At 75.5% G+C, this 16,282-nt stretch carries 17 protein-coding genes; 5 read left to right on the top strand and 12 right to left on the bottom strand.

Going from position 1 to position 16,282, the window contains the following annotated elements; all coding sequences use genetic code 11:
* Positions 1 to 25 precede the first annotated feature (25 nt).
* Both ABD990_RS20500 and ABD990_RS20495 read right to left on the bottom strand, forming a co-directional pair.
* Positions 26 to 460 carry a DUF5709 domain-containing protein gene (locus ABD990_RS20500; protein WP_345382241.1) on the bottom strand — a complete coding sequence of 145 codons (435 nt, stop codon included), beginning with the start codon at positions 458 to 460 and terminating at the stop codon, positions 26 to 28.
* Complete coding sequence (locus tag ABD990_RS20495) at positions 450 to 1,505, bottom strand: enoyl-CoA hydratase/isomerase family protein (RefSeq protein ID WP_345382240.1); 1,056 nt, start codon at positions 1,503 to 1,505, stop codon at positions 450 to 452. Before ABD990_RS20495 ends, ABD990_RS20500 begins: the two co-directional genes overlap by 11 nt.
* 43 nt (positions 1,506 to 1,548) lie before the next feature.
* Here ABD990_RS20495 and ABD990_RS20490 point away from each other — a divergent pair, with 43 nt between their 5' ends.
* Complete coding sequence (locus ABD990_RS20490) at positions 1,549 to 2,721, top strand: CoA transferase (protein WP_345382239.1); 1,173 nt, start codon at positions 1,549 to 1,551, stop codon at positions 2,719 to 2,721.
* A 32-nt stretch (positions 2,722 to 2,753) separates the two neighbouring features.
* Complete coding sequence (locus ABD990_RS20485) at positions 2,754 to 4,091, top strand: amidohydrolase family protein (protein ID WP_345382238.1); 1,338 nt, start codon at positions 2,754 to 2,756, stop codon at positions 4,089 to 4,091.
* Positions 4,092 to 4,341: 250 nt separating this feature from the next.
* Here the strand turns inward: ABD990_RS20485 and ABD990_RS20480 are convergent, their stop codons facing one another.
* Positions 4,342 to 4,926: a TetR/AcrR family transcriptional regulator gene (locus tag ABD990_RS20480; protein WP_345382237.1), complete on the bottom strand. Its 585-nt coding sequence runs from the start codon at positions 4,924 to 4,926 to the stop codon at positions 4,342 to 4,344.
* Positions 4,927 to 5,028: 102 nt separating this feature from the next.
* Here ABD990_RS20480 and ABD990_RS20475 point away from each other — a divergent pair, with 102 nt between their 5' ends.
* Positions 5,029 to 5,454 (top strand): organic hydroperoxide resistance protein, encoded by a 426-nt coding sequence (locus ABD990_RS20475; RefSeq protein WP_345382408.1) that lies wholly within the window; start codon positions 5,029 to 5,031, stop codon positions 5,452 to 5,454.
* A 227-nt stretch (positions 5,455 to 5,681) separates the two neighbouring features.
* Here ABD990_RS20475 and ABD990_RS20470 read toward each other — a convergent pair whose 3' ends face one another.
* Together ABD990_RS20470 and ABD990_RS20465 are read right to left on the bottom strand one after the other, a co-directional pair.
* Positions 5,682 to 8,303, bottom strand: coding sequence for an MFS transporter (locus ABD990_RS20470; RefSeq protein ID WP_345382236.1), 2,622 nt, complete (start codon positions 8,301 to 8,303; stop codon positions 5,682 to 5,684).
* A gap of 89 nt (positions 8,304 to 8,392) precedes the next feature.
* Positions 8,393 to 8,887 (bottom strand): MarR family winged helix-turn-helix transcriptional regulator, encoded by a 495-nt coding sequence (locus ABD990_RS20465; protein WP_345382235.1) that lies wholly within the window; start codon positions 8,885 to 8,887, stop codon positions 8,393 to 8,395.
* A 144-nt stretch (positions 8,888 to 9,031) separates the two neighbouring features.
* Here ABD990_RS20465 and ABD990_RS20460 point away from each other — a divergent pair, with 144 nt between their 5' ends.
* Both ABD990_RS20460 and ABD990_RS20455 read left to right on the top strand, forming a co-directional pair.
* Positions 9,032 to 9,619 carry a TetR/AcrR family transcriptional regulator gene (locus ABD990_RS20460; protein WP_345382234.1) on the top strand — a complete coding sequence of 196 codons (588 nt, stop codon included), beginning with the start codon at positions 9,032 to 9,034 and terminating at the stop codon, positions 9,617 to 9,619.
* Between the two features lie 67 nt (positions 9,620 to 9,686).
* Positions 9,687 to 10,823: an MBL fold metallo-hydrolase gene (locus tag ABD990_RS20455; RefSeq protein ID WP_345382233.1), complete on the top strand. Its 1,137-nt coding sequence runs from the start codon at positions 9,687 to 9,689 to the stop codon at positions 10,821 to 10,823.
* A gap of 425 nt (positions 10,824 to 11,248) precedes the next feature.
* Here the strand turns inward: ABD990_RS20455 and ABD990_RS20450 are convergent, their stop codons facing one another.
* From ABD990_RS20450 to ABD990_RS20420, 7 genes are all read right to left on the bottom strand, one after another.
* Positions 11,249 to 11,449, bottom strand: a complete 201-nt coding sequence (locus ABD990_RS20450) for a hypothetical protein (protein ID WP_345382232.1) — start codon at positions 11,447 to 11,449, stop codon at positions 11,249 to 11,251.
* A 7-nt stretch (positions 11,450 to 11,456) separates the two neighbouring features.
* Positions 11,457 to 12,182 carry a hypothetical protein gene (locus tag ABD990_RS20445; protein ID WP_345382230.1) on the bottom strand — a complete coding sequence of 242 codons (726 nt, stop codon included), beginning with the start codon at positions 12,180 to 12,182 and terminating at the stop codon, positions 11,457 to 11,459.
* Between the two features lie 322 nt (positions 12,183 to 12,504).
* Positions 12,505 to 12,924 carry a TraR/DksA family transcriptional regulator gene (locus ABD990_RS20440; RefSeq protein ID WP_345382229.1) on the bottom strand — a complete coding sequence of 140 codons (420 nt, stop codon included), beginning with the start codon at positions 12,922 to 12,924 and terminating at the stop codon, positions 12,505 to 12,507.
* Positions 12,925 to 13,085: 161 nt separating this feature from the next.
* A complete protein-coding gene (locus tag ABD990_RS20435) occupies positions 13,086 to 14,069 on the bottom strand; it encodes an NAD(P)H-dependent flavin oxidoreductase (RefSeq protein ID WP_345382228.1) in 984 nt (327 codons plus the stop codon).
* A 139-nt stretch (positions 14,070 to 14,208) separates the two neighbouring features.
* Positions 14,209 to 14,520, bottom strand: a complete 312-nt coding sequence (locus ABD990_RS20430; protein ID WP_345382227.1) for a hypothetical protein — start codon at positions 14,518 to 14,520, stop codon at positions 14,209 to 14,211.
* Positions 14,521 to 14,709: 189 nt separating this feature from the next.
* On the bottom strand, positions 14,710 to 14,952 hold the full coding sequence (locus ABD990_RS20425; RefSeq protein WP_345382226.1) for a hypothetical protein: 243 nt from the start codon (positions 14,950 to 14,952) through the stop codon (positions 14,710 to 14,712).
* 20 nt (positions 14,953 to 14,972) lie between these two features.
* Positions 14,973 to 16,274, bottom strand: coding sequence for a YeeE/YedE family protein (locus ABD990_RS20420; protein ID WP_345382225.1), 1,302 nt, complete (start codon positions 16,272 to 16,274; stop codon positions 14,973 to 14,975).
* Positions 16,275 to 16,282: the final 8 nt, after the last annotated feature.

Raw genomic sequence — 16,282 nt, 5'->3', positions numbered from 1 at the left:
CGTCCTCACGAGTCGTCGCTCGTCGTCACTCGTCGTCCACGACGTGCACCGCGGCCTCCTCGGCGGAGGCCCCGGCCCCGTCCACCCCGGCGTCCCGCGCCCAGGCGTCCGCGTCGTCGTCGGTGACGCCGCCGTCGTCGTAGTCGACGAGCCGCCCGGCACGCGCGTTGCCGACCTGGTCGTCGCGCAGCTCGCCGTCCGTGTCGGAGGTGTCGGACTGCCAGTCCGCGTCCTCGTCGTCGTCGCCCCAGTCGTCCGGGATCTCGCGGGCGAGCCGGTGGTCGAGGTCCTCGCCGGTGTGCTCGTCCGAGGGCGTGATGCCGTAGTCGTTCACCGCCCAGGGACGCTCCGGCGGGGAGTAGCCCTCGTCGAGCACGTCCTCGACCCCGCGGTAGTCCAGCGTGTCCTCGGGTTCCAGCTGGTCGGTGTCCACGTCGGGCCCGTTGTCGTCACGGCTCATGCGCGTCAGCCTGGCACTGCTCGGCGACGGCGTCGACGAGACCCCAGCGGAGCGCCGTCGCCGCGTCGCAGGGCGTGCCCGAGAGGGCGAGGTGGAGGGTCCGCCACCGGCCGATGCGCCGCGGCAGGCTCACCGTGCCGCCGGCGCCGGGGATCAGCCCCATCCCGACCTCGGGCAGCCTGATGGTCGTGTCCGGGGCGGCCACGACCCGGCCCGCGAAGGCCGGCACCTCGATCCCCGCGCCCACGCACGGCCCGTGCAGCCGGACCTCGACGCGGTCGCGCAGCGCGTGCACGGGCCGGGCGGCGCCGGCCCGGGTCCGGACCAGGTGGGCCGTGGCGAGGTCGGGGGCGGTGCCGAACTCGTCGAGATCGCCGCCGGCGCAGAAGGCCGGGCCGGCGCCGTCGAGCACCACCTGCTCGACGGCCGGGTCCAGCAGGGCCAGGTCGAGCGCGTCGACGAGGGCGTCGCGCACCTGGCGGCCGTAGGCGTTGCGCCGCTCGGGCCGGTTCAGGGTGAGGTGCAGGACGCGGCCCGCCCGCGTGACCCGCACCGGCTCCTCGACCGGCGGGGGCAGCGGGCGCGGCCCCCGCCGGGTGAGCCAGCCGCGGAACTCCGCCCCGCCGAGCAGGGTCGAGTAGGCGAAGGACTCGGCGTCGAGCGCGGCCGGCACCGGCAGGTCGACGGACCACCGCAGCAGCCCGGCGAGGACGGTCGCGGCCTGCGGGTTCGCCTCCGTCGCGGCGTGCAGGCCGGCGAGCGCCGCCGCGGGATCGTCGACGCCGACGTGCTCCGGCCCGGTGTCGCGCCCGACCGGCACCAGCGTGAGCGCCAGCGCGCCGACCAGGGGCGCCCACCCCGGGTCCGGCTCGCCCACACCCACGAGGATCCGGTCGGACTCCCCCGCGATCCGCGCGAGCCGCTCGACGTCGGCCGGCGGCGCCGTGAGATCCACCCCAAGCAGCGGGGTGTGGACGCGGGCGTCCGCGCCGAGCAGCGGCCCCGGGCCGGCCAGCTCGGCGGGCGGAACCAGGGGTGGCGTCATGGCGCGGTGACTCTAGCGCCACGACCGGGGTTAGGGTGCCGGCGTGGGGACGGACGCCACGGCGGACTGGGCGGCGTCGGGCGTCGTGCCGCTGACCGGGCACCCGGACGGCCCGCCACTGGTCCCGCCGGGCCGCGCGGCGTCGGTCGCCGCCGAGCTCGGGTCCCTGTTCGGGCTCGACGGGGCCGCCCTGCTCGCCGAGCGCGCGGCCTTCACCGGCCACCGGCGGGCGGGGCGGGTGTCGGTGGGCGGGAGCTGCCGGCTCCTGCCGCTCGCGGCGGGCTGGGCCGCCGTCTCGTGTGCCCGGCCGGACGATCCGGCGCTGCTGGGCGCGCTCGTCGAGCACCCCCTGCCGGAGGACGACCCGTGGCCGCTGCTCTCCGCCGCGCTGGCCCGGATGCCGGCGCACGACCTCGCCGAGCGCGCCGAACTGCTGGGGGTCGCGGCGGCGCCGATCCGCGCCACGAAGTGCACCCCGCTGTCGTTCGGCGCCCCGCGGTCGGTGGCGGGCCGGCTCGTCGTGTCGTTCGGCGCGCTGTGGGCGGGCCCCCTGTGTGCCCACCTGCTCGGGCGGGCCGGGGCCCGCGTGGTCACCGTGGAGACGCCGACGCGGCCGGACGGGGCGCGGCGCGGGGAGCCGCGGTTCCACGCGCTGCTGCACCACGGCGAACGCTCCGTGGTGCTCGATCCCGCCGGCCCCGCGGACCGCGCGGCCCTCGCGGCCCTGGTGGACGCCGCCGACATCGTGATCGAGGCCTCCCGGCCGCGGGCCCTGCGCGGGTTCGGGCTCGACGCCGAGGCCGCGGTCGCGCGCGGCGCCACGTGGATCTCGATCACCGGGGCCGGCCGGGCGTCGAACCGGATCGGGTTCGGCGACGACGTCGCGGCCTCGGCCGGGCTCGTCGCCCGCGACGCCGCAGAGCTGCCGGTCTTCGCCGGCGACGCGATCGCCGACCCGCTCACCGGCCTCACCGCGGCGGCGCTCGCCCTCACCGTGCCGGGCACGCTGCACGACGTCGCGATGACCGAGGTGGTCGCCCGGACCCTCGACGGCACCCCTGGACAGTGCGCTCGGCGGGACGGCTCGGGGTGGGTGGTCGACACGCCGTCCGGCCCGGTGCCGGTCGCGGCCCCGCGTGCGCGCCCGGTGCCGGGACCGGCGCCGGGCTCGGGCGCGGACACCGCGGCCGTCCTCGCCGAGCTGGGAATCCGGTGAGCGACCTGCTGCGGGACGCCGAGGGACCTCCGATGAGCGACCTGGTGCTGCGCGACGCGGAGGTGGACGGGTCGCGGGTCGACGTCCGGGTGCGGGACGGGCTCGTCGCCGTGGTCGCGCCCGCCGGCACGCTGCGCGGTCCCGCCCTGGGCTGCGGCGGGGCCGCCCTGCTGCCCGGGCTCGTCGACCACCACGTCCACCTGCACGCGCTGGCCGCGGCCCGCCGTTCGGTCGACTGCTCGAACCCGGCACGCCTCGCCGCGGCGCTCGGCACGGCGGTGGCCGACGAGCACGGCTGGGTCCGGGGCACCGGCTACCCGGGCGACGACCTCGACGCCCGCACCCTCGACGCCCTCCACCCCGCCCGGCCGGTCCGGGTCCAGCACCGCAGCGGCGCGCTGTGGGTCCTCAACTCCCGGGCCCTCGCGGCGCTCGGCCCGCTCGACCACGCCGGCGTCGAGCGCGCGGCCGACGGCACCCCGACCGGCCGGCTGTTCCGCGCGGACGACTGGCTCCGCACGCGGCTGCCCGCTGCCGTCCTCCCGGACCTCACCGAGGTCGGCAGGGAGCTGGCGGGGTACGGGATCACCGCCGTCATCGACGCCACCCCGGATCTCGCGGACGAGGCCGCGCGGGCGCTCACCGCGGTCCCGCAGCGCGTGACGCTCCTCGGCCTGCCGCTCGACGCGACCGTACCGTCGAAGGCCGCGGTCGGCCCGCTGAAGATCGTGCTCGCCGACTCGGGCCTGCCGCCGTTCGACGAGCTGGTGGCGCGGATCGGCGCCGCCCACGCGGCCGGTCGGGGGGTCGCCGTGCACAGCGTGACCCGCGAGTCGCTGGTGCTGCTGCTCGCCGCGCTCGACGAGGCCGGGCGGCACCCCGCGGACCGGGTCGAGCACGCGGCGCTGGTGCCGGAGGAGCTGGTCCCGGCGCTGCGCGGGCTCGCCGTCGTCACGCAGCCGGGGTTCCTCGCCGACCGCGGCGACCTCTTCCGGCGCGAGGTGCCCGCGGAGGAGCACGGCGACCTCTACCGCTGCCGGAGCCTGCTCGAGGCGGGGGTCGCGGTGGCGTTCTCCTCCGACGCCCCTTACGGCCCGGTCGACCCGTGGACTGTCATCGGAGCAGCGACGACCCGGCGCACACCGGACGGCGCGCCGCTCACCCCGGGCGAGGCCCTCACCGCCCGACAGGCCCTCGACGCCTACCTCGCGCCTCCCGACGACCCCGGCGGGCCGGCCCGGCGGATCGTCCCCGGCGACCCCGCCGACCTCGTCCTGCTGGACCGACCCCTCGCCCAGGTCCTGACCGCGCCGTCCGCGCACGCGGTGCGCGGGACGATGATCGGAGGCAGGTGGGTGTACGGAGGCTGAGCGGGTGCAAGGCCTCCCGCTGTGATCACCGTTCCTGGATCGGGACGGTAGGAATCCGACCGCACACGTCCAGAGGCGGTGATCATGAGCAGCGGCGGACGGCGGCCGCAGTGCTCGCGGTTACGCGTGCGGGACGGCGACACCCTTGCGCCCGAGCACGATCACTCCTCACGACCGGAGGAAGCCCGCCGCGACTCGGCTCAGCGCCGGGTGAGCAGCCCCGGCTCAGCGCCGGGTGAGCAGCCCCGGCTCAGCGTTGGGTGAGCAGCCCCTCGAGCCCGCGCGCCAACGTCTCCCGGGCCCGGACCGCGTCGGCGAGGTAGCCGGCGACCATCGCGCCGTCCCGCAGCATCATCAGCTGCGCCGCGGCCTGCTCGGGATCGGGATGCCCGGCGATCCCGAGCTCGCGCACGAACAGCGCCGTCAACCATGCCCGGTGCTCGGCGACCGCCCGGTGCACGGGGCTGTCCGGATCGGGGTACTCCGCGGCGGCGTTGATGAACGCGCACCCCCGGAACCCGGCGGAGCACAGCTGCTCCCCCATCTTCCCGACCACGGTCCGCAGCCGCGGCGCCCCCTCCGGCACGGCCGCCGCGACGGCGCGGACCGCCTGGTCGACCTCGCGCAGGTAGGCCACGACCAGATCGTCCTTGCTCGGGAAGTGGCGGTAGAAGGTCGCGCGGCTGACCGCGGCCTCGCCGATCACCCGGTCGACGCCCACCGCGCGGATCCCCTCGCCGTAGAAGAGCGCGGACGCGGTGCGCAGCAGCCGGTCACGGGCCTCCGACGGGCGTGGGCCGCCCCGGGAAGGCGGGACGGCGAGCCGGGCGGGCATGCGGCCACCGTAGCAGACAGAACGATCGGTCTTGCGCTTCCCGGCGGGCCGTGCCAGAGTCGGCGTCAGCAGGAAAGACCGTTCGTTCTACCGAAGGAGCCGATCGTGCAGGTCCTCTACACCGCCGCCGCCATGTCCAGCGGGGACGCCCGGAACGGCCACGTCCGCTCGTCGGACGGGATCCTCGACCTCGACCTGGCCACTCCGAAGGAGATGGGCGGCGCGGGCGGGGCCACCAACCCCGAGCAGCTCTTCGCGGCCGGCTACTCGGCCTGCTTCCACTCGGCCCTCAAGGCGGTCGCCCGGCAGAAGAAGATCGACATCAGCGACTCGTCGGTGTCGGCCGAGGTCGGGATCGGGCCGAACGACCAGGGCGGCTACGCGCTGACCGTCGCCCTGCACGCCGAGATCGGCGGGGTCGACCAGGCCACCGCGGACGAGCTCGTCGAGGCCGCGCACCAGGTCTGCCCGTACTCGAACGCCACCCGGGGCAACATCCCGGTGACGGTCGACGCGACGGTCGAGTGACCGGCCGGCAGACCGGCGGACACGCCGCCTGATACACGGGCTGACAGCCACGGGCCCGGCACCGCGAGGTGCCGGGCCCGCCGTCGTTCGTCAACTCGGTCGCCCGCGACGGGTCGGGATCGACCACGCCCGGGATCGTGCCCGGGCGATCGTGCCCGGAGCGCCGAGGAGTCCCGCCCGGGGAGATCGTCCCGGGTTCGGTCGTCCCGGGTTCGGTCGTCCGCGGCTCAGTCACCCGCGACGGGCTGGGGCGCACGGCTCGGGAGACCCGGCGCCGGGATCCCACCCGGGGCCGCCGCGCCGAGGGCGACCCGCACCTGCGTCGTCGATCCGGGGTCGACGCGCACGACCTGGACGTCCGGCGCGTACCCGGCGGCGGTGAGGGTGTAGGTGCCGCTCGGCAGGTCGACGAAGGCGAACCCGCCCTCGCCGTCCGTGGTCGTCGACCCGACCACGTGGCCGTCGGCGTCGACCAGGGTGGCGACGGCGTCGGGCACGCCCCGCCCGCTGCTCGCCGCGGTCACGGTGCCGCGCAGCTCGGCCCGGTTCGGCAGGACGACGTCGTGGACCAGCGGCGCCCCGTCGGTCAGCCTCACCGAGGTGGCCACGGGCACGCCCGGCCCGGCGACCGCCAGGGTGAAGGCCCCGCCGGAGACCCCGGCGACGCGGTAGCGGCCGGCCCCGTCCGTCCGGGCCGTGCCGGCGACGTCGCCGCGGGCGTCGATCAGCGTGACGGTCACCCCGGCGGCGGGGACACCGGGCTCGCCCCGCGACACCGTCCCGGACACCTCGCCGCCCCCGCCCAGCACGACGTCGTGCCACACGGGGCGGTCGGCCACCGCGACCATCGACGCCGAGGGCCGCAGCGTCCCCGCCGAGACGACCAGCAGGAAGGTGCCGCCGGTGGGCAGGTGGAACTCGAAGCCGCCGTCGGGGTCGGTGGCGGCCCGCGCGATCTGCTCCCCCGTCCCGGCGGTCAGGGTGACGACGGCGTGGCCGATCCCCGCCCCGCCGGGGCCGCTCACGAAGCCGTAGACCGCGGGGCCGACGCCGTCGGGGTCGGCTCGGCGCTCGCTCGTCGCGTGGCGCGGCATCGTGTGGCGGCCCCGGTCGGCGGGCAGTTCGACGGGGGTCGAGGTGGTCACCGGGGCGGCGGCCGCGGCAGCCGGAGCGGCGACGGCCGGCACGGCGCCGGCGGGCGCGACGGCCGGGGCCGCGCCGTCCGCCCCGTTCACGCCGTCCGCCCCGTTCACGCCGTCCGCCCCGGCCTGCTGCTGGATCCCGCTGAGCGTGCGCAGCGGGACCTCCTTGATGAACACGACCGCGAGCAGCGTGACGATCGCCAGCGCGCCCGCGACCAGGAAGATCCGGGCGGTGCCGTCGCCGTAGGCGCCGCGGACGATGTCGGCGACGAAGGCGGGCAGCTCGTTCAGCGAGCCGATACCCACCTCACCGGAGGCGGCCCCCGTGGCCGGCACCCCGGCGTCGGCGAGGCCCTGCGCGGTGAGGTCGGCGACCCGGGTCGCGAGGACCGCGCCCAGCACCGAGACGCCGACGGTGCCGCCCAGCGACCGGAAGAAGGTCACCGTCGACGACGCCGCGCCCAGGTCGGTGACCTCGACCGTGTTCTGCACCGCCAGCACGAGGTTCTGCATGGTCATGCCCATACCGAGGCCCAGCACCGCGAGGTACACGCCCATCAGCCAGATGTTCGTCGCGTGGTCGATCGTGGACAGCAGCCCGAACCCGCCGACCATGAGGATCGCGCCGACGACCAGGAAGACCTTCCACTTCCCGAGCTTGGTGATCAGCATGCCGGAGACCGTCGCCGAGAGCGTCGAGCCGATGATCATCGGCAGGGTGAGCAGCCCGGACGCGGTGGGCGAGTAGCCGCGCGCGATCTGGAAGTACTGGCCGAGGAAGACCGCGCCGCCGAACATCGCGACGCCGACGGCGATGCTCGCGATCACCGCGAGCGTGGTCGTGCGCTCCTTGAACAGGTACAGCGGGACGATCGGCTCCGCGGCCCGCGACTCCACGAACACCGCGAGGCCCAGCAGGACGACGCCGATCGCCAGGAGCAGCCACGACGTGCCGGAGCCCCAGGCGAACTCGTCGCCCGCCAGGGTCACCCAGATCAGCAGATCGCAGACCCCGGCGGCGATCAGGGCCGCGCCCAGGTAGTCGATCGTCACCGCACGCTTCACGACGGGCAGGTTCAGCGTGCGCTGCACGACGACCAGCGCGACCACCGCGAACGGCGCGCCGACCCAGAAGCACCAGCGCCAGCCGAGGGCGCTGTCCACGATCAGGCCGCCGATCAGCGGGCCGGCGACGGTGGCCAGCGACATCACCGCGGCGATCGGGCCGGTGTAGCGGCCGCGCTCCCGCGGGCTGATCATCGCCGCGATCACGATCATGATCAGCGACTGCAGCGCGCCGAGGCCCAGGCCCTGGACGGCGCGCCAGACGATCAGGACGTCGACGGAGTGCGAGAAGCCGGCGAGGATCGAGCCGCCGATGTAGAAGACGATGCCGAGCTGGACCAGCAGCTTCTTCGAGAAGAGGTCCGAGAGCTTGCCCCAGATCGGGGTGCTCGCCGTCGACGACAGCAGCGTCGCGGTGACGACCCACGTGTACTGGCTCTGCGAGCCGTGCAGGTCCGTGATGATCGTCGGCAGCGCGTTCGAGACGATCGTCGCCGACAGGAACGCGGTGAACATCGCCAGCAACATGCCGGAGAGCGCCTGCAGGACCTGCCGGTGCGTCATGCCGTCCTCCTGCCCGCTCGTCGGGGGCGCTGCCGGCGCGCTCGGCGCGACCGGTGTCTCGGCGCGGGTGGTGGACACGCGTGCTTCCTCGTCTCTCGCGTCTCGCGGATCTCGCGGGTTTCTCGGGATGGTGCGGGTCGGTACCGGGCGTACCCGGTCGCCGGCGGCTACCGGGTCGCGGCCGGTTCGGAGCGCCGGCGCGGCGCGGGCGGGATCCGGTGCAGGTCCGCGACCAGCCCGCGGAGCTCGGCGGCGATCCGGCCGACCTCCTCGTCCGTGCGGTGGGCGAGGGCGGCGGCGATCTGCTCGGCGTTGTGCTCGCGGTGCGCGGCGAGCGCGGCGCGGCCCGACTCGGTCACGCCGATCAGGTGCGCGCGGCGGTCCTGCGGATCGGGCCGGCGGGCGACGAGACCGGCCTCCTCCAGCACGGCGACGCGTCGGCTGACCACGGACGCGTCGACGTCGAGCGCGGCGGCCAGCACCCCGAGGCGCTGCTCTCCCTCCGTCACGAGCAGGCCGAGCAGCCCGGCCCGGGACGGGTGGAGCACGCACGCGCCCTCCACGGGCGGCTCGGCGTCGGCCAGCTGCCGCGCGAGGCGGCCCAGGCCGACGAACTCGCGGATCGCCTCCACGAGGTCGGACGCCGTCGAGGTGCTGATCACGGGCCTCTCCCTTGTTTGCTACACGCAAGTATACGCCGATGCTTGTGCCATGCAATTTCGGGTCCGTCACGTTGGTCCGTCGTGGTCCCTCCGACCGGTTGCGGCGGGCTCGTCCGCCCGGTGCGCGACTAGCCTGGACCCGCCATGAGCGCCTCCCCCGCCGCGGGCCGCCCGCGCGATCCCGACGTCGACAAGCGGGTCACGCGCGCGGCCGTCGAGCTGTTCGGGTCCCAGGGCTGGGCGGGCTTCAGCGTCGAGGCGGTCGCCCGGCGCGCGGGCGTCGGCAAGGCGTCGATCTACCTGCGCTGGCCGAGCAAGGAGGCCCTGCTGGTCGGCGCGCTCGCCGACCGCGTGCCGCCCGTCGCGGACGTCGACACGGGCACCCTGCGCGGCGACCTCGTCCGACTGGCCCGTCAGCTCCTGGAGATGCACCTCGGACCGTCGGGGCGCGCGTTCGAGCGGATGGGGCTCGACGCGTCGCAGCTGCCCGGCGTGGCCGAGCGCTGGGAGCGGCACCGCGAGGCCCAGGTGCGCGCGGCGCGGGCGATGGTCCGGCGCGGGATCGAGCGCGGCGAGATCGCCGCCGACACCCCGGTCACGCTGCTGCTCGACACGCTGTGCGGCGGCGTCGCCCTGCACGTCTCGTCCACCCCGGAGCGGCTGCGCCCGGACATCGACGTCGAGGGCTACGCCGAGCGCCTCGTCACCTTCCTGCTGCGCTCGGTTGAGTGAGCGGCCCGCGCCGGGTTACCGTCCGGACAGGTTTTCGGACGTTCGGCGTCCAGGAAGTGGGTGGCGGGTGGTGCAGAAGGTCCCCGCGGGCGGTGTCCCCGCGGGCGTGGAGGTCGTCGGGACCGCGCAGCGCGAGGCGTGGGCCGCGAAGGTGCTCCCGCCCGTCGAGCGGCTGGAGGCGGGCCTGTGGTCCGTGCCGGTGCCGATCCCGCACAACCCGCTGCGCTACACGCTCTGCTACCTCGTCCCCGGCGACGACGGCGTGGTCGTCGTCGACCCGGGGTGGGACACGGACGAGACATGGTCGGCCCTCGTCGCCGGTCTGCAGGCGGCGGGCGCGAGCTTCGACGACGTCGTCGGCATCGTCGCCACGCACGTCCACCCCGACCACCACGGCCTCTCCGGTCGGCTGGCCGCGCGCAGCGGGGCGTGGATCGCCATGCACCGCATGGAAGCCGCGACGCTGCCGCAGCGCTGGAACTCCGGCGGCCCCGACGAGCGGCGCCGGGTCATGGCCGGCTGGCTCTGCGGGTGCGGCGCCTCCGACACCGAGGTCGGTGAGCTCACCGGACCGCACTCCGGCGGCCCGGACGGTTCCGCGATGGCCGAGCCGGACCTCCTGCTCGAGGACGGCGACCCGCTCCCGCTGGCGGGCCGCACGGTCCGCACGGTGTGGACGCCGGGACACACCCCCGGCCACATCTGCCTGCTCGAGGCCGACGCCGGCGTGCTGCTGACCGGCGATCACGTCCTGCCCCGGATCACCCCGAACATCGGCCTGACCAGCGCCGACGTGCCCGCGCTCGAGACCTTCCTCGACTCGCTCGAGCGGGTCGCCGTCGCCGACGAGGAGCACGGCGGGCTCACCGCGCTGCCCGCGCACGAGTACCGGTTCCGGGGGCTCGCCGCGCGCTCCCGCGCCCTGCAGGCGCACCACGCCGAGCGGTGCCGGGAGCTGCTGGCGATCGTCCGCGAGGCGGGCGAGCCGACGATGTGGGAGCTCGCGGCCCGGCTGACCTGGTCGCGGCCGTGGAAGGAGGTCGGCGCGATGCGGATCGGCGCGCTCGCCGAGACCGCCTCGCACGTGCGCTACCTCGTCGACCGGGGCGAGCTCGAGTGCCTCGGCGGCGTGCCGGGGGCGATCGCCGCGCCCGAGCCGGACCGCACGCTGCGCGTCCGGCTCGCCCGCCGCGCCGTCGCCTGACACCCTGTCGACGGCCCGCGCCACGCCGCTTCGGGTGTGCGAGGTGCCGATCAGCCGTGGAAGCGCGGCGCCGTCTCGCGTTCCGGAGCCCCTCATAGCGCTCATCGGCCCTCCAAGGTGGCTCCCACACCCGCAGGAGCGCGGCACACCCGGCAGGACCCCGTCCCACACCCCGAAGGTCCCCCGCACACCCCGTCGACGACCCGCGCGACGCCGCTTCGGGTGTGCGAGGTGCCGATCAGCCGTGGAAGCGCGGCGCCGTCTCGCGTTCCGGAGCCCCTCGTAGCGCTCATCGGCCCTCCAAGGTCACCCCACACCCGCAGCAGCGCGCCACACCCGGCAGGACCCCGTCCCACACCCCGAAGGTCCCCCGCACACCCCGTCGACGACCCGCGCCGCGCCACTTGAGTTGTGCGAGGTGTCGATCACCCGTCGAGGGCGCGGCGGAGGCGGGCGGCGACCGGGCCGAAGTCGCGCAGCTCGCCCCAGGTCCAGCGCAACACCGTCCATCCCGCGGCGCGGATCGCGTCCTCGCGGATCTTCTCGGCGAAGACCGCGTCGCCCGGCTCCTGTCCGGGCGGGAGGAGCCGTCCGTACTTGACGCGGCCGTCGAACTCGCCGACCACGCGCTCGTCACACCAGGCGAAGTCGACCCGCCCGTCGACGCCCCGCGCGACTCCCGGGATCGCGAACTGGAGGACCGGCGGGGGAAGACCCGCCGCCGCGAGCGCGATCCGGCTGCGCGACTCCCCCGCACTCTCCGCCCCGTCGGCCGCGAACCGTCCGATCCGCCGGGCCGCCGGCCCGCCGGGCCACCCGGAGGCTTTGCTGATCGCCTCCTCCCACTCCCCGCGCGAGCGGAACGCGATCGGGGGTATGCGCCCGCCGCAGGTCGAAGGCGGAGTCGACGGCGACGACGGCCTGCTCGTACGGCAGCGTCCGGGCGAGGTCGACGGCCGTTCGCGCCAACGACGTGACCGCGACCCCGTCGCTCTCGACGACCTCGTCCTCCCGCAACCGCGCGGTGTGCAGGTGGAAGCGGCGGGAGGTGCGGCCACCGCTGGTCGCGTCCCGGGTCACGTGCACCCGGTCGAGCCGCACCGCCCAGAGACGCAGTCCGTGCAGCACCGCCGCCGACGCGTGGCTCACCACCGACCCCTTGGCGAGCAGCGGCACCGTGGCGTGCACGAGGAGGGTGTGGCGGGCCTCCGGCATCTCCAGGCGCTCGTCGGCCGGGTCGGCGTAGGTGCCCCGACGGACGGGGGCGAGCGCGCCCGTGGCGCGCATGCGGCGGATCTCGGCGGCGGTGAACCCCTCGTCGAGCAAGGAGCGCCGGGTGCGGAGACGGTAGGAGTCCATGGACGGAGCGTGCCGGGACCAGCAGCCGCCACCGGGGCCTTCGGGAGAAGCAGTCACGATCGCGAACGGTCACCCGACGGCGGCTCAGCCTGGACGCCGGGTTCTGAGCCTGCCGAACGAGAGCGCCGGCACACCCGGTGTGGCGCAACACGGGCCGTCGACGGGGTGTGCCGCGGCACCGCAGGTGTGAGAGGCAGCCGCGGTAGGTGTGAGAGGGCCAGGGAGGGTGTGGCGAGCGCCCCCGGCCGGCCAGAAGGCTCGGTGTGTGCGGCGTACCGGCATGTCGAGTGCCAGGCCTGACCATGATCCGTGGAAGCGAGGATCAGCGGCGGCGCCGCCGGAGATCGGCGCAGGTCAGGCACGTGTCCGTGGCGGGAAGGGCCTCGAGGCGGACGTCCGGGATAACGGCGCCGCACCGTGCGCAGCGGCCGTAGGTTCCGTCGCGGAGACGGTCGGCGGCGCGGTCGAGCGCGGCGATCTCATCGCGCGCCCCGCTGAGCAGGCCCAGGAGCTGAGCGCGCTCGAAGCCGATCGTCACGCCCTCGGGATCGTGCTCGTCGTCGTGCGTGGTCAGCGCCTGCTGCTCGGCGAGCGCCGCGACCTGCACCTCCAGCGCTGCGGCCCGGGCGACCGCGGTGGCGCCGGCTGCCGCGATCCGGTCTGCCGCGTGAGCGGAGTCCGCAGCCCGCGCTTCGGCCGGACGGTCGCCCGCGTCGGGCCGGGGGCCGGGATCGAGAGGCACACGTCCACTCTCCCGGCCCCGGCCGCCGACCGCAGCTCCCGACTCGCGTTGCCGGAACTCCCGACTCGCGGAAGCCCACACCCCGACTCGCGGAAGCCCACACCCCGACTCGCGGGAGCCCACAGCCCGACTCGCGGAAGCCCGGAGCGCGACTCCGGGGGTCAGACCGCCGCGGGGGCGCCCACCATCCCGGCGAGCCGGCCGGTGATGATCTCCTCGGCGTCCCGGACGATGCGGGTGATGAGCTCCTCGCAGGTCGGGATGTCGTGGATGAGCGCCTGCACCATGCCCGCCGACCAGATGCCGTGGTCGAGGTCGCCGGTCTCGTAGACCACCGAGCCGCGCTTGCCCGCGACCAGGTCCCGGATGTCCTCGAACTTGGCGCCGTTGTTCAGCTTCTCCACGACCTCGCGGGACACGGCGTTGTCGGCCACGCGGGCGGTGTTGCGGAGCTGGCGGAAGATCAGCTGGGTGTCCCGCTCCCCCGCCTCGACCAGCCGGTCCTTGACGTTCTGGTGGATGCCGGACTCGACGGTCGCCATGAACCGGGTGCCCATGTTGATGCCGTCCGCGCCGAGCGCGAGCGCCGCGGCCAGGCCGCGCCCGTCGCCGAAGCCGCCGGAGGCGATGAACGGGATCTCGAGGGCGTCGGCCGCCGCGGGCAGCAGGATCAGCCCGGGGACGTCGTCCTCGCCGGGGTGCCCGGCGCACTCGAAGCCGTCGATCGACAGGGCGTCGACACCGAGCCGCTGCGCCTTGAGCCCGTGCCGGACCGAGGTGCACTTGTGGATCACCTTGATCCCGGCCGAGTGGAAGTGCTCGAGGTGCTCGATCGGGTTGGAGCCCGCGGTCTCGACGAACGGCACGCCCTCGTCGATGATCACCTGCCGGTACTCCGCGTACGGCGGCGGCGTGATCGCGGGCAGGATCGTGAGGTTGACGCCGAAGTTGCGGTCCGTGAGCTCCCGGCACCGCCGGATCTCCGCCCGCAGGTCCTCCGGGGTGGGCTGGGTGAGGGCCGTGATGAACCCGAGCCCTCCCGCGTTGGCCACGGCGGCGACGAGCGGTGCCCGCCCGACCCACTGCATCCCGCCCTGCGCGACGGGGTGCTCGACCTCGAACAGTTCCGTGAAGCGCGTCCGCATCCTTGCTCCGCTCCCGCCCGCCGGCAACGCCCGCGCCCGGCTCGGCGCCGTCGCGGGTGCGCTCCTGAACGAACGATCGACTAATTCTCGTGGTCGTGATCGTGCCCGGCGGCCGGGAGGATCGTCAATGGACTCCGGCTCACGTCACGGCGGACGTCGCCTGCGCCGGGGAACGCAGGAACACCTCGTCCGGCCACGGCCCCGCTCCGACGACCGCGGAGAAGTGGCCGTCGATCCACTCCCGTTCGGCGGCCCGCAGGCCCGCGGCGTCGGCCGGCTGCGGCAGACCGGACCACCCGCACTCGCAGCGGGCGACGACGGCGGCGTACCCGGAGAGCCGGTCCCGGACGTCCGTCCAGATGTCGGTGGCCCGCCCCGCGGCGTCGAGCCCGGCGACGAAGCCCTCGTGCTCGTCGGTCGACTCGTCGGCCGCGGCCCCGATGAACAGCATGGTCGTCAGCCTGTCGTCCGGACGGTTGCGGCGGGTAGTACCCGGGAGCTTGCTCACCCCGCCGGTCCGCGAACGGCCCGTGTGGACCGACGAGCGGCCGCCGAGCGGGGGAACGGCCCGGACGTGCCGGAGCCGCCACGACCGCTCGCGAGGTCGTGGCGGCTCCGGTCCCCGGTGGGCAGGTCGGCGCTAGTCGACGCCGCCGACGAGGCCGTAGGCCGGCGCGAGCAGATCGAACGCGCCGAAGGTCGGGTCGTCGACCGGGACCGGCACGTGGTCGGTGGCCCACAGCGGGTTCCCGGCGACGGCGGGGCCGGGCTCGGTCGGCGGCCCGGCGATCACCGGAGCGGCGTTGGCGGTGCCGACGAGCACGCCGCCGGCGAGCGTGGTGAGGGCGATCCCGCCGAGGACGGCGGAGGTCATGCGGATCATCGAGGTTTCCTTTCTGGCGATCAGCAGATCGAGTCGGCCGGCCTGGGGTTCGCGAGCCCGAACAGCGGCCGCAGCCGCAGCCCGACCCACGTCCCGGCCAGCGCGACCGCACCCCAGATCCAGCCGTGCAGGCTGAACGAGGCGATGCCGGAGAAGTAGGCGCCGATGTTGCAGCCCCCTGCGAGCCGCGCGCCGTACCCCATCAGGATCCCGCCGACCACCGCGCCGACGGCGAGCTTCCACGGGATCCGCTTGTGCAGCAGGAACGCGCCGCCGACCGCGGAGGCGAACAGCGCGCCGATCATGATGCCCAGGTCGAGCACCGAGATCCGGTCGGCGAGGACCGGGCCGGCGAGCGACTTCGCGTTCGCGGGCTGCTGCCAGAACGCCCAGTTCTGCGGCTCCGCGCCCAACCACTGCAGGGCCTTGGCCCCCCAGAGCCCGAACGCCGACGTCACGCCCCACGGCTGGCCCGACACGAACAGCACCGCGGCGTTCAGCACGGCCAGCACGATCGCACCGACCCACAGCGGCCACGAGCCGCGCAGCACGCGGGCGATCCCGCGGGCCGACGGCGGCCGCTCGACCGGCGGCGGGGTGCGCCGCTTCGCCACCCAGTAGGTCGCGGCGATGATCAGCACGATCACCAGCAGGGACGCGGCGACGGCGCCGGGGATGCCGCCGAGGACGTCGACCAGCGAGATCGCCGGACCCTGCGGCACGACGTCGTTCCAGAACGGGAAGGACAGCGCGGCGAACACCGAGCCGACGATGAAGCCGAAGAGCGTCAGCACGATCGCGCTCTGCCCGCTGCCGACGGCGAACAGCGTGCCCGAGGCGCAGGAGCCGCCGATCTGCATGCCGACGCCGAACAGGAAGGCGCCGACCACCAGTCCGATCCCGACCGGCGATACGTACCCGCGCGGGTCCCCGGACAGCCCGATCCCGGTCGCGAAGATCACGCCGAACAGCACCGTCGCCACGCCGAGCATCACCATGTGCGCCCGGATCGCCGCGCCCTGCCCGACCGCGACCAGCTGACGCCAGCCGGAGGTGAAGCCGAAGCGGGAGTGGAACAGCGTGAAGCCGAGGGCGAGGCCGAGCGCCCCGGTGCCGACCGTCGTGGCCGGCGCCACCCGCGAGATGCCCCACAGCAGCAGGGCCGCGAGCAGCACGGCGACGGCCGTCGGAACCCACTGCACCGGCGGCGCCGCGCGGTCGGCCGGGCCGAACGCGGCGCGCTCCTGGGCGGGGACCCCACGCAGGGCCCGGACCAGCGGCTTCCCCGCCGGCCCGCCGACCGGATCATCGAGCACGGACATGACTGGTC

The organism is Pseudonocardia yuanmonensis, assembly GCF_039542425.1.
Taxonomy (GTDB): domain Bacteria; phylum Actinomycetota; class Actinomycetes; order Mycobacteriales; family Pseudonocardiaceae; genus Pseudonocardia; species Pseudonocardia yuanmonensis.
Note: the sequence above shows the minus strand (reverse complement) of the source record. Positions and strands in the feature narration are given on the sequence as shown.

What these genes read in the sequence shown, in the direction of transcription:
- ABD990_RS20435 (WP_345382228.1), bottom strand. Translation starts at nt 14,069, where the DNA reads ATGCGGACGCGCTTCACGGAACTGTTCGAGGTCGAGCACCCCGTCGCG.
- ABD990_RS20430 (WP_345382227.1), bottom strand. Translation starts at nt 14,520, where the DNA reads ATGCTGTTCATCGGGGCCGCGGCCGACGAGTCGACCGACGAGCACGAG.
- ABD990_RS20460 (WP_345382234.1), top strand. Translation starts at nt 9,032, where the DNA reads ATGAGCGCCTCCCCCGCCGCGGGCCGCCCGCGCGATCCCGACGTCGAC.
- ABD990_RS20500 (WP_345382241.1), bottom strand. Translation starts at nt 460, where the DNA reads ATGAGCCGTGACGACAACGGGCCCGACGTGGACACCGACCAGCTGGAA.
- ABD990_RS20495 (WP_345382240.1), bottom strand. Translation starts at nt 1,505, where the DNA reads ATGACGCCACCCCTGGTTCCGCCCGCCGAGCTGGCCGGCCCGGGGCCG.
- ABD990_RS20445 (WP_345382230.1), bottom strand. Translation starts at nt 12,182, where the DNA reads ATGGACTCCTACCGTCTCCGCACCCGGCGCTCCTTGCTCGACGAGGGG.
- ABD990_RS20425 (WP_345382226.1), bottom strand. Translation starts at nt 14,952, where the DNA reads ATGATCCGCATGACCTCCGCCGTCCTCGGCGGGATCGCCCTCACCACG.
- ABD990_RS20485 (WP_345382238.1), top strand. Translation starts at nt 2,754, where the DNA reads ATGAGCGACCTGGTGCTGCGCGACGCGGAGGTGGACGGGTCGCGGGTC.
- ABD990_RS20480 (WP_345382237.1), bottom strand. Translation starts at nt 4,926, where the DNA reads ATGCCCGCCCGGCTCGCCGTCCCGCCTTCCCGGGGCGGCCCACGCCCG.
- ABD990_RS20420 (WP_345382225.1), bottom strand. Translation starts at nt 16,274, where the DNA reads ATGTCCGTGCTCGATGATCCGGTCGGCGGGCCGGCGGGGAAGCCGCTG.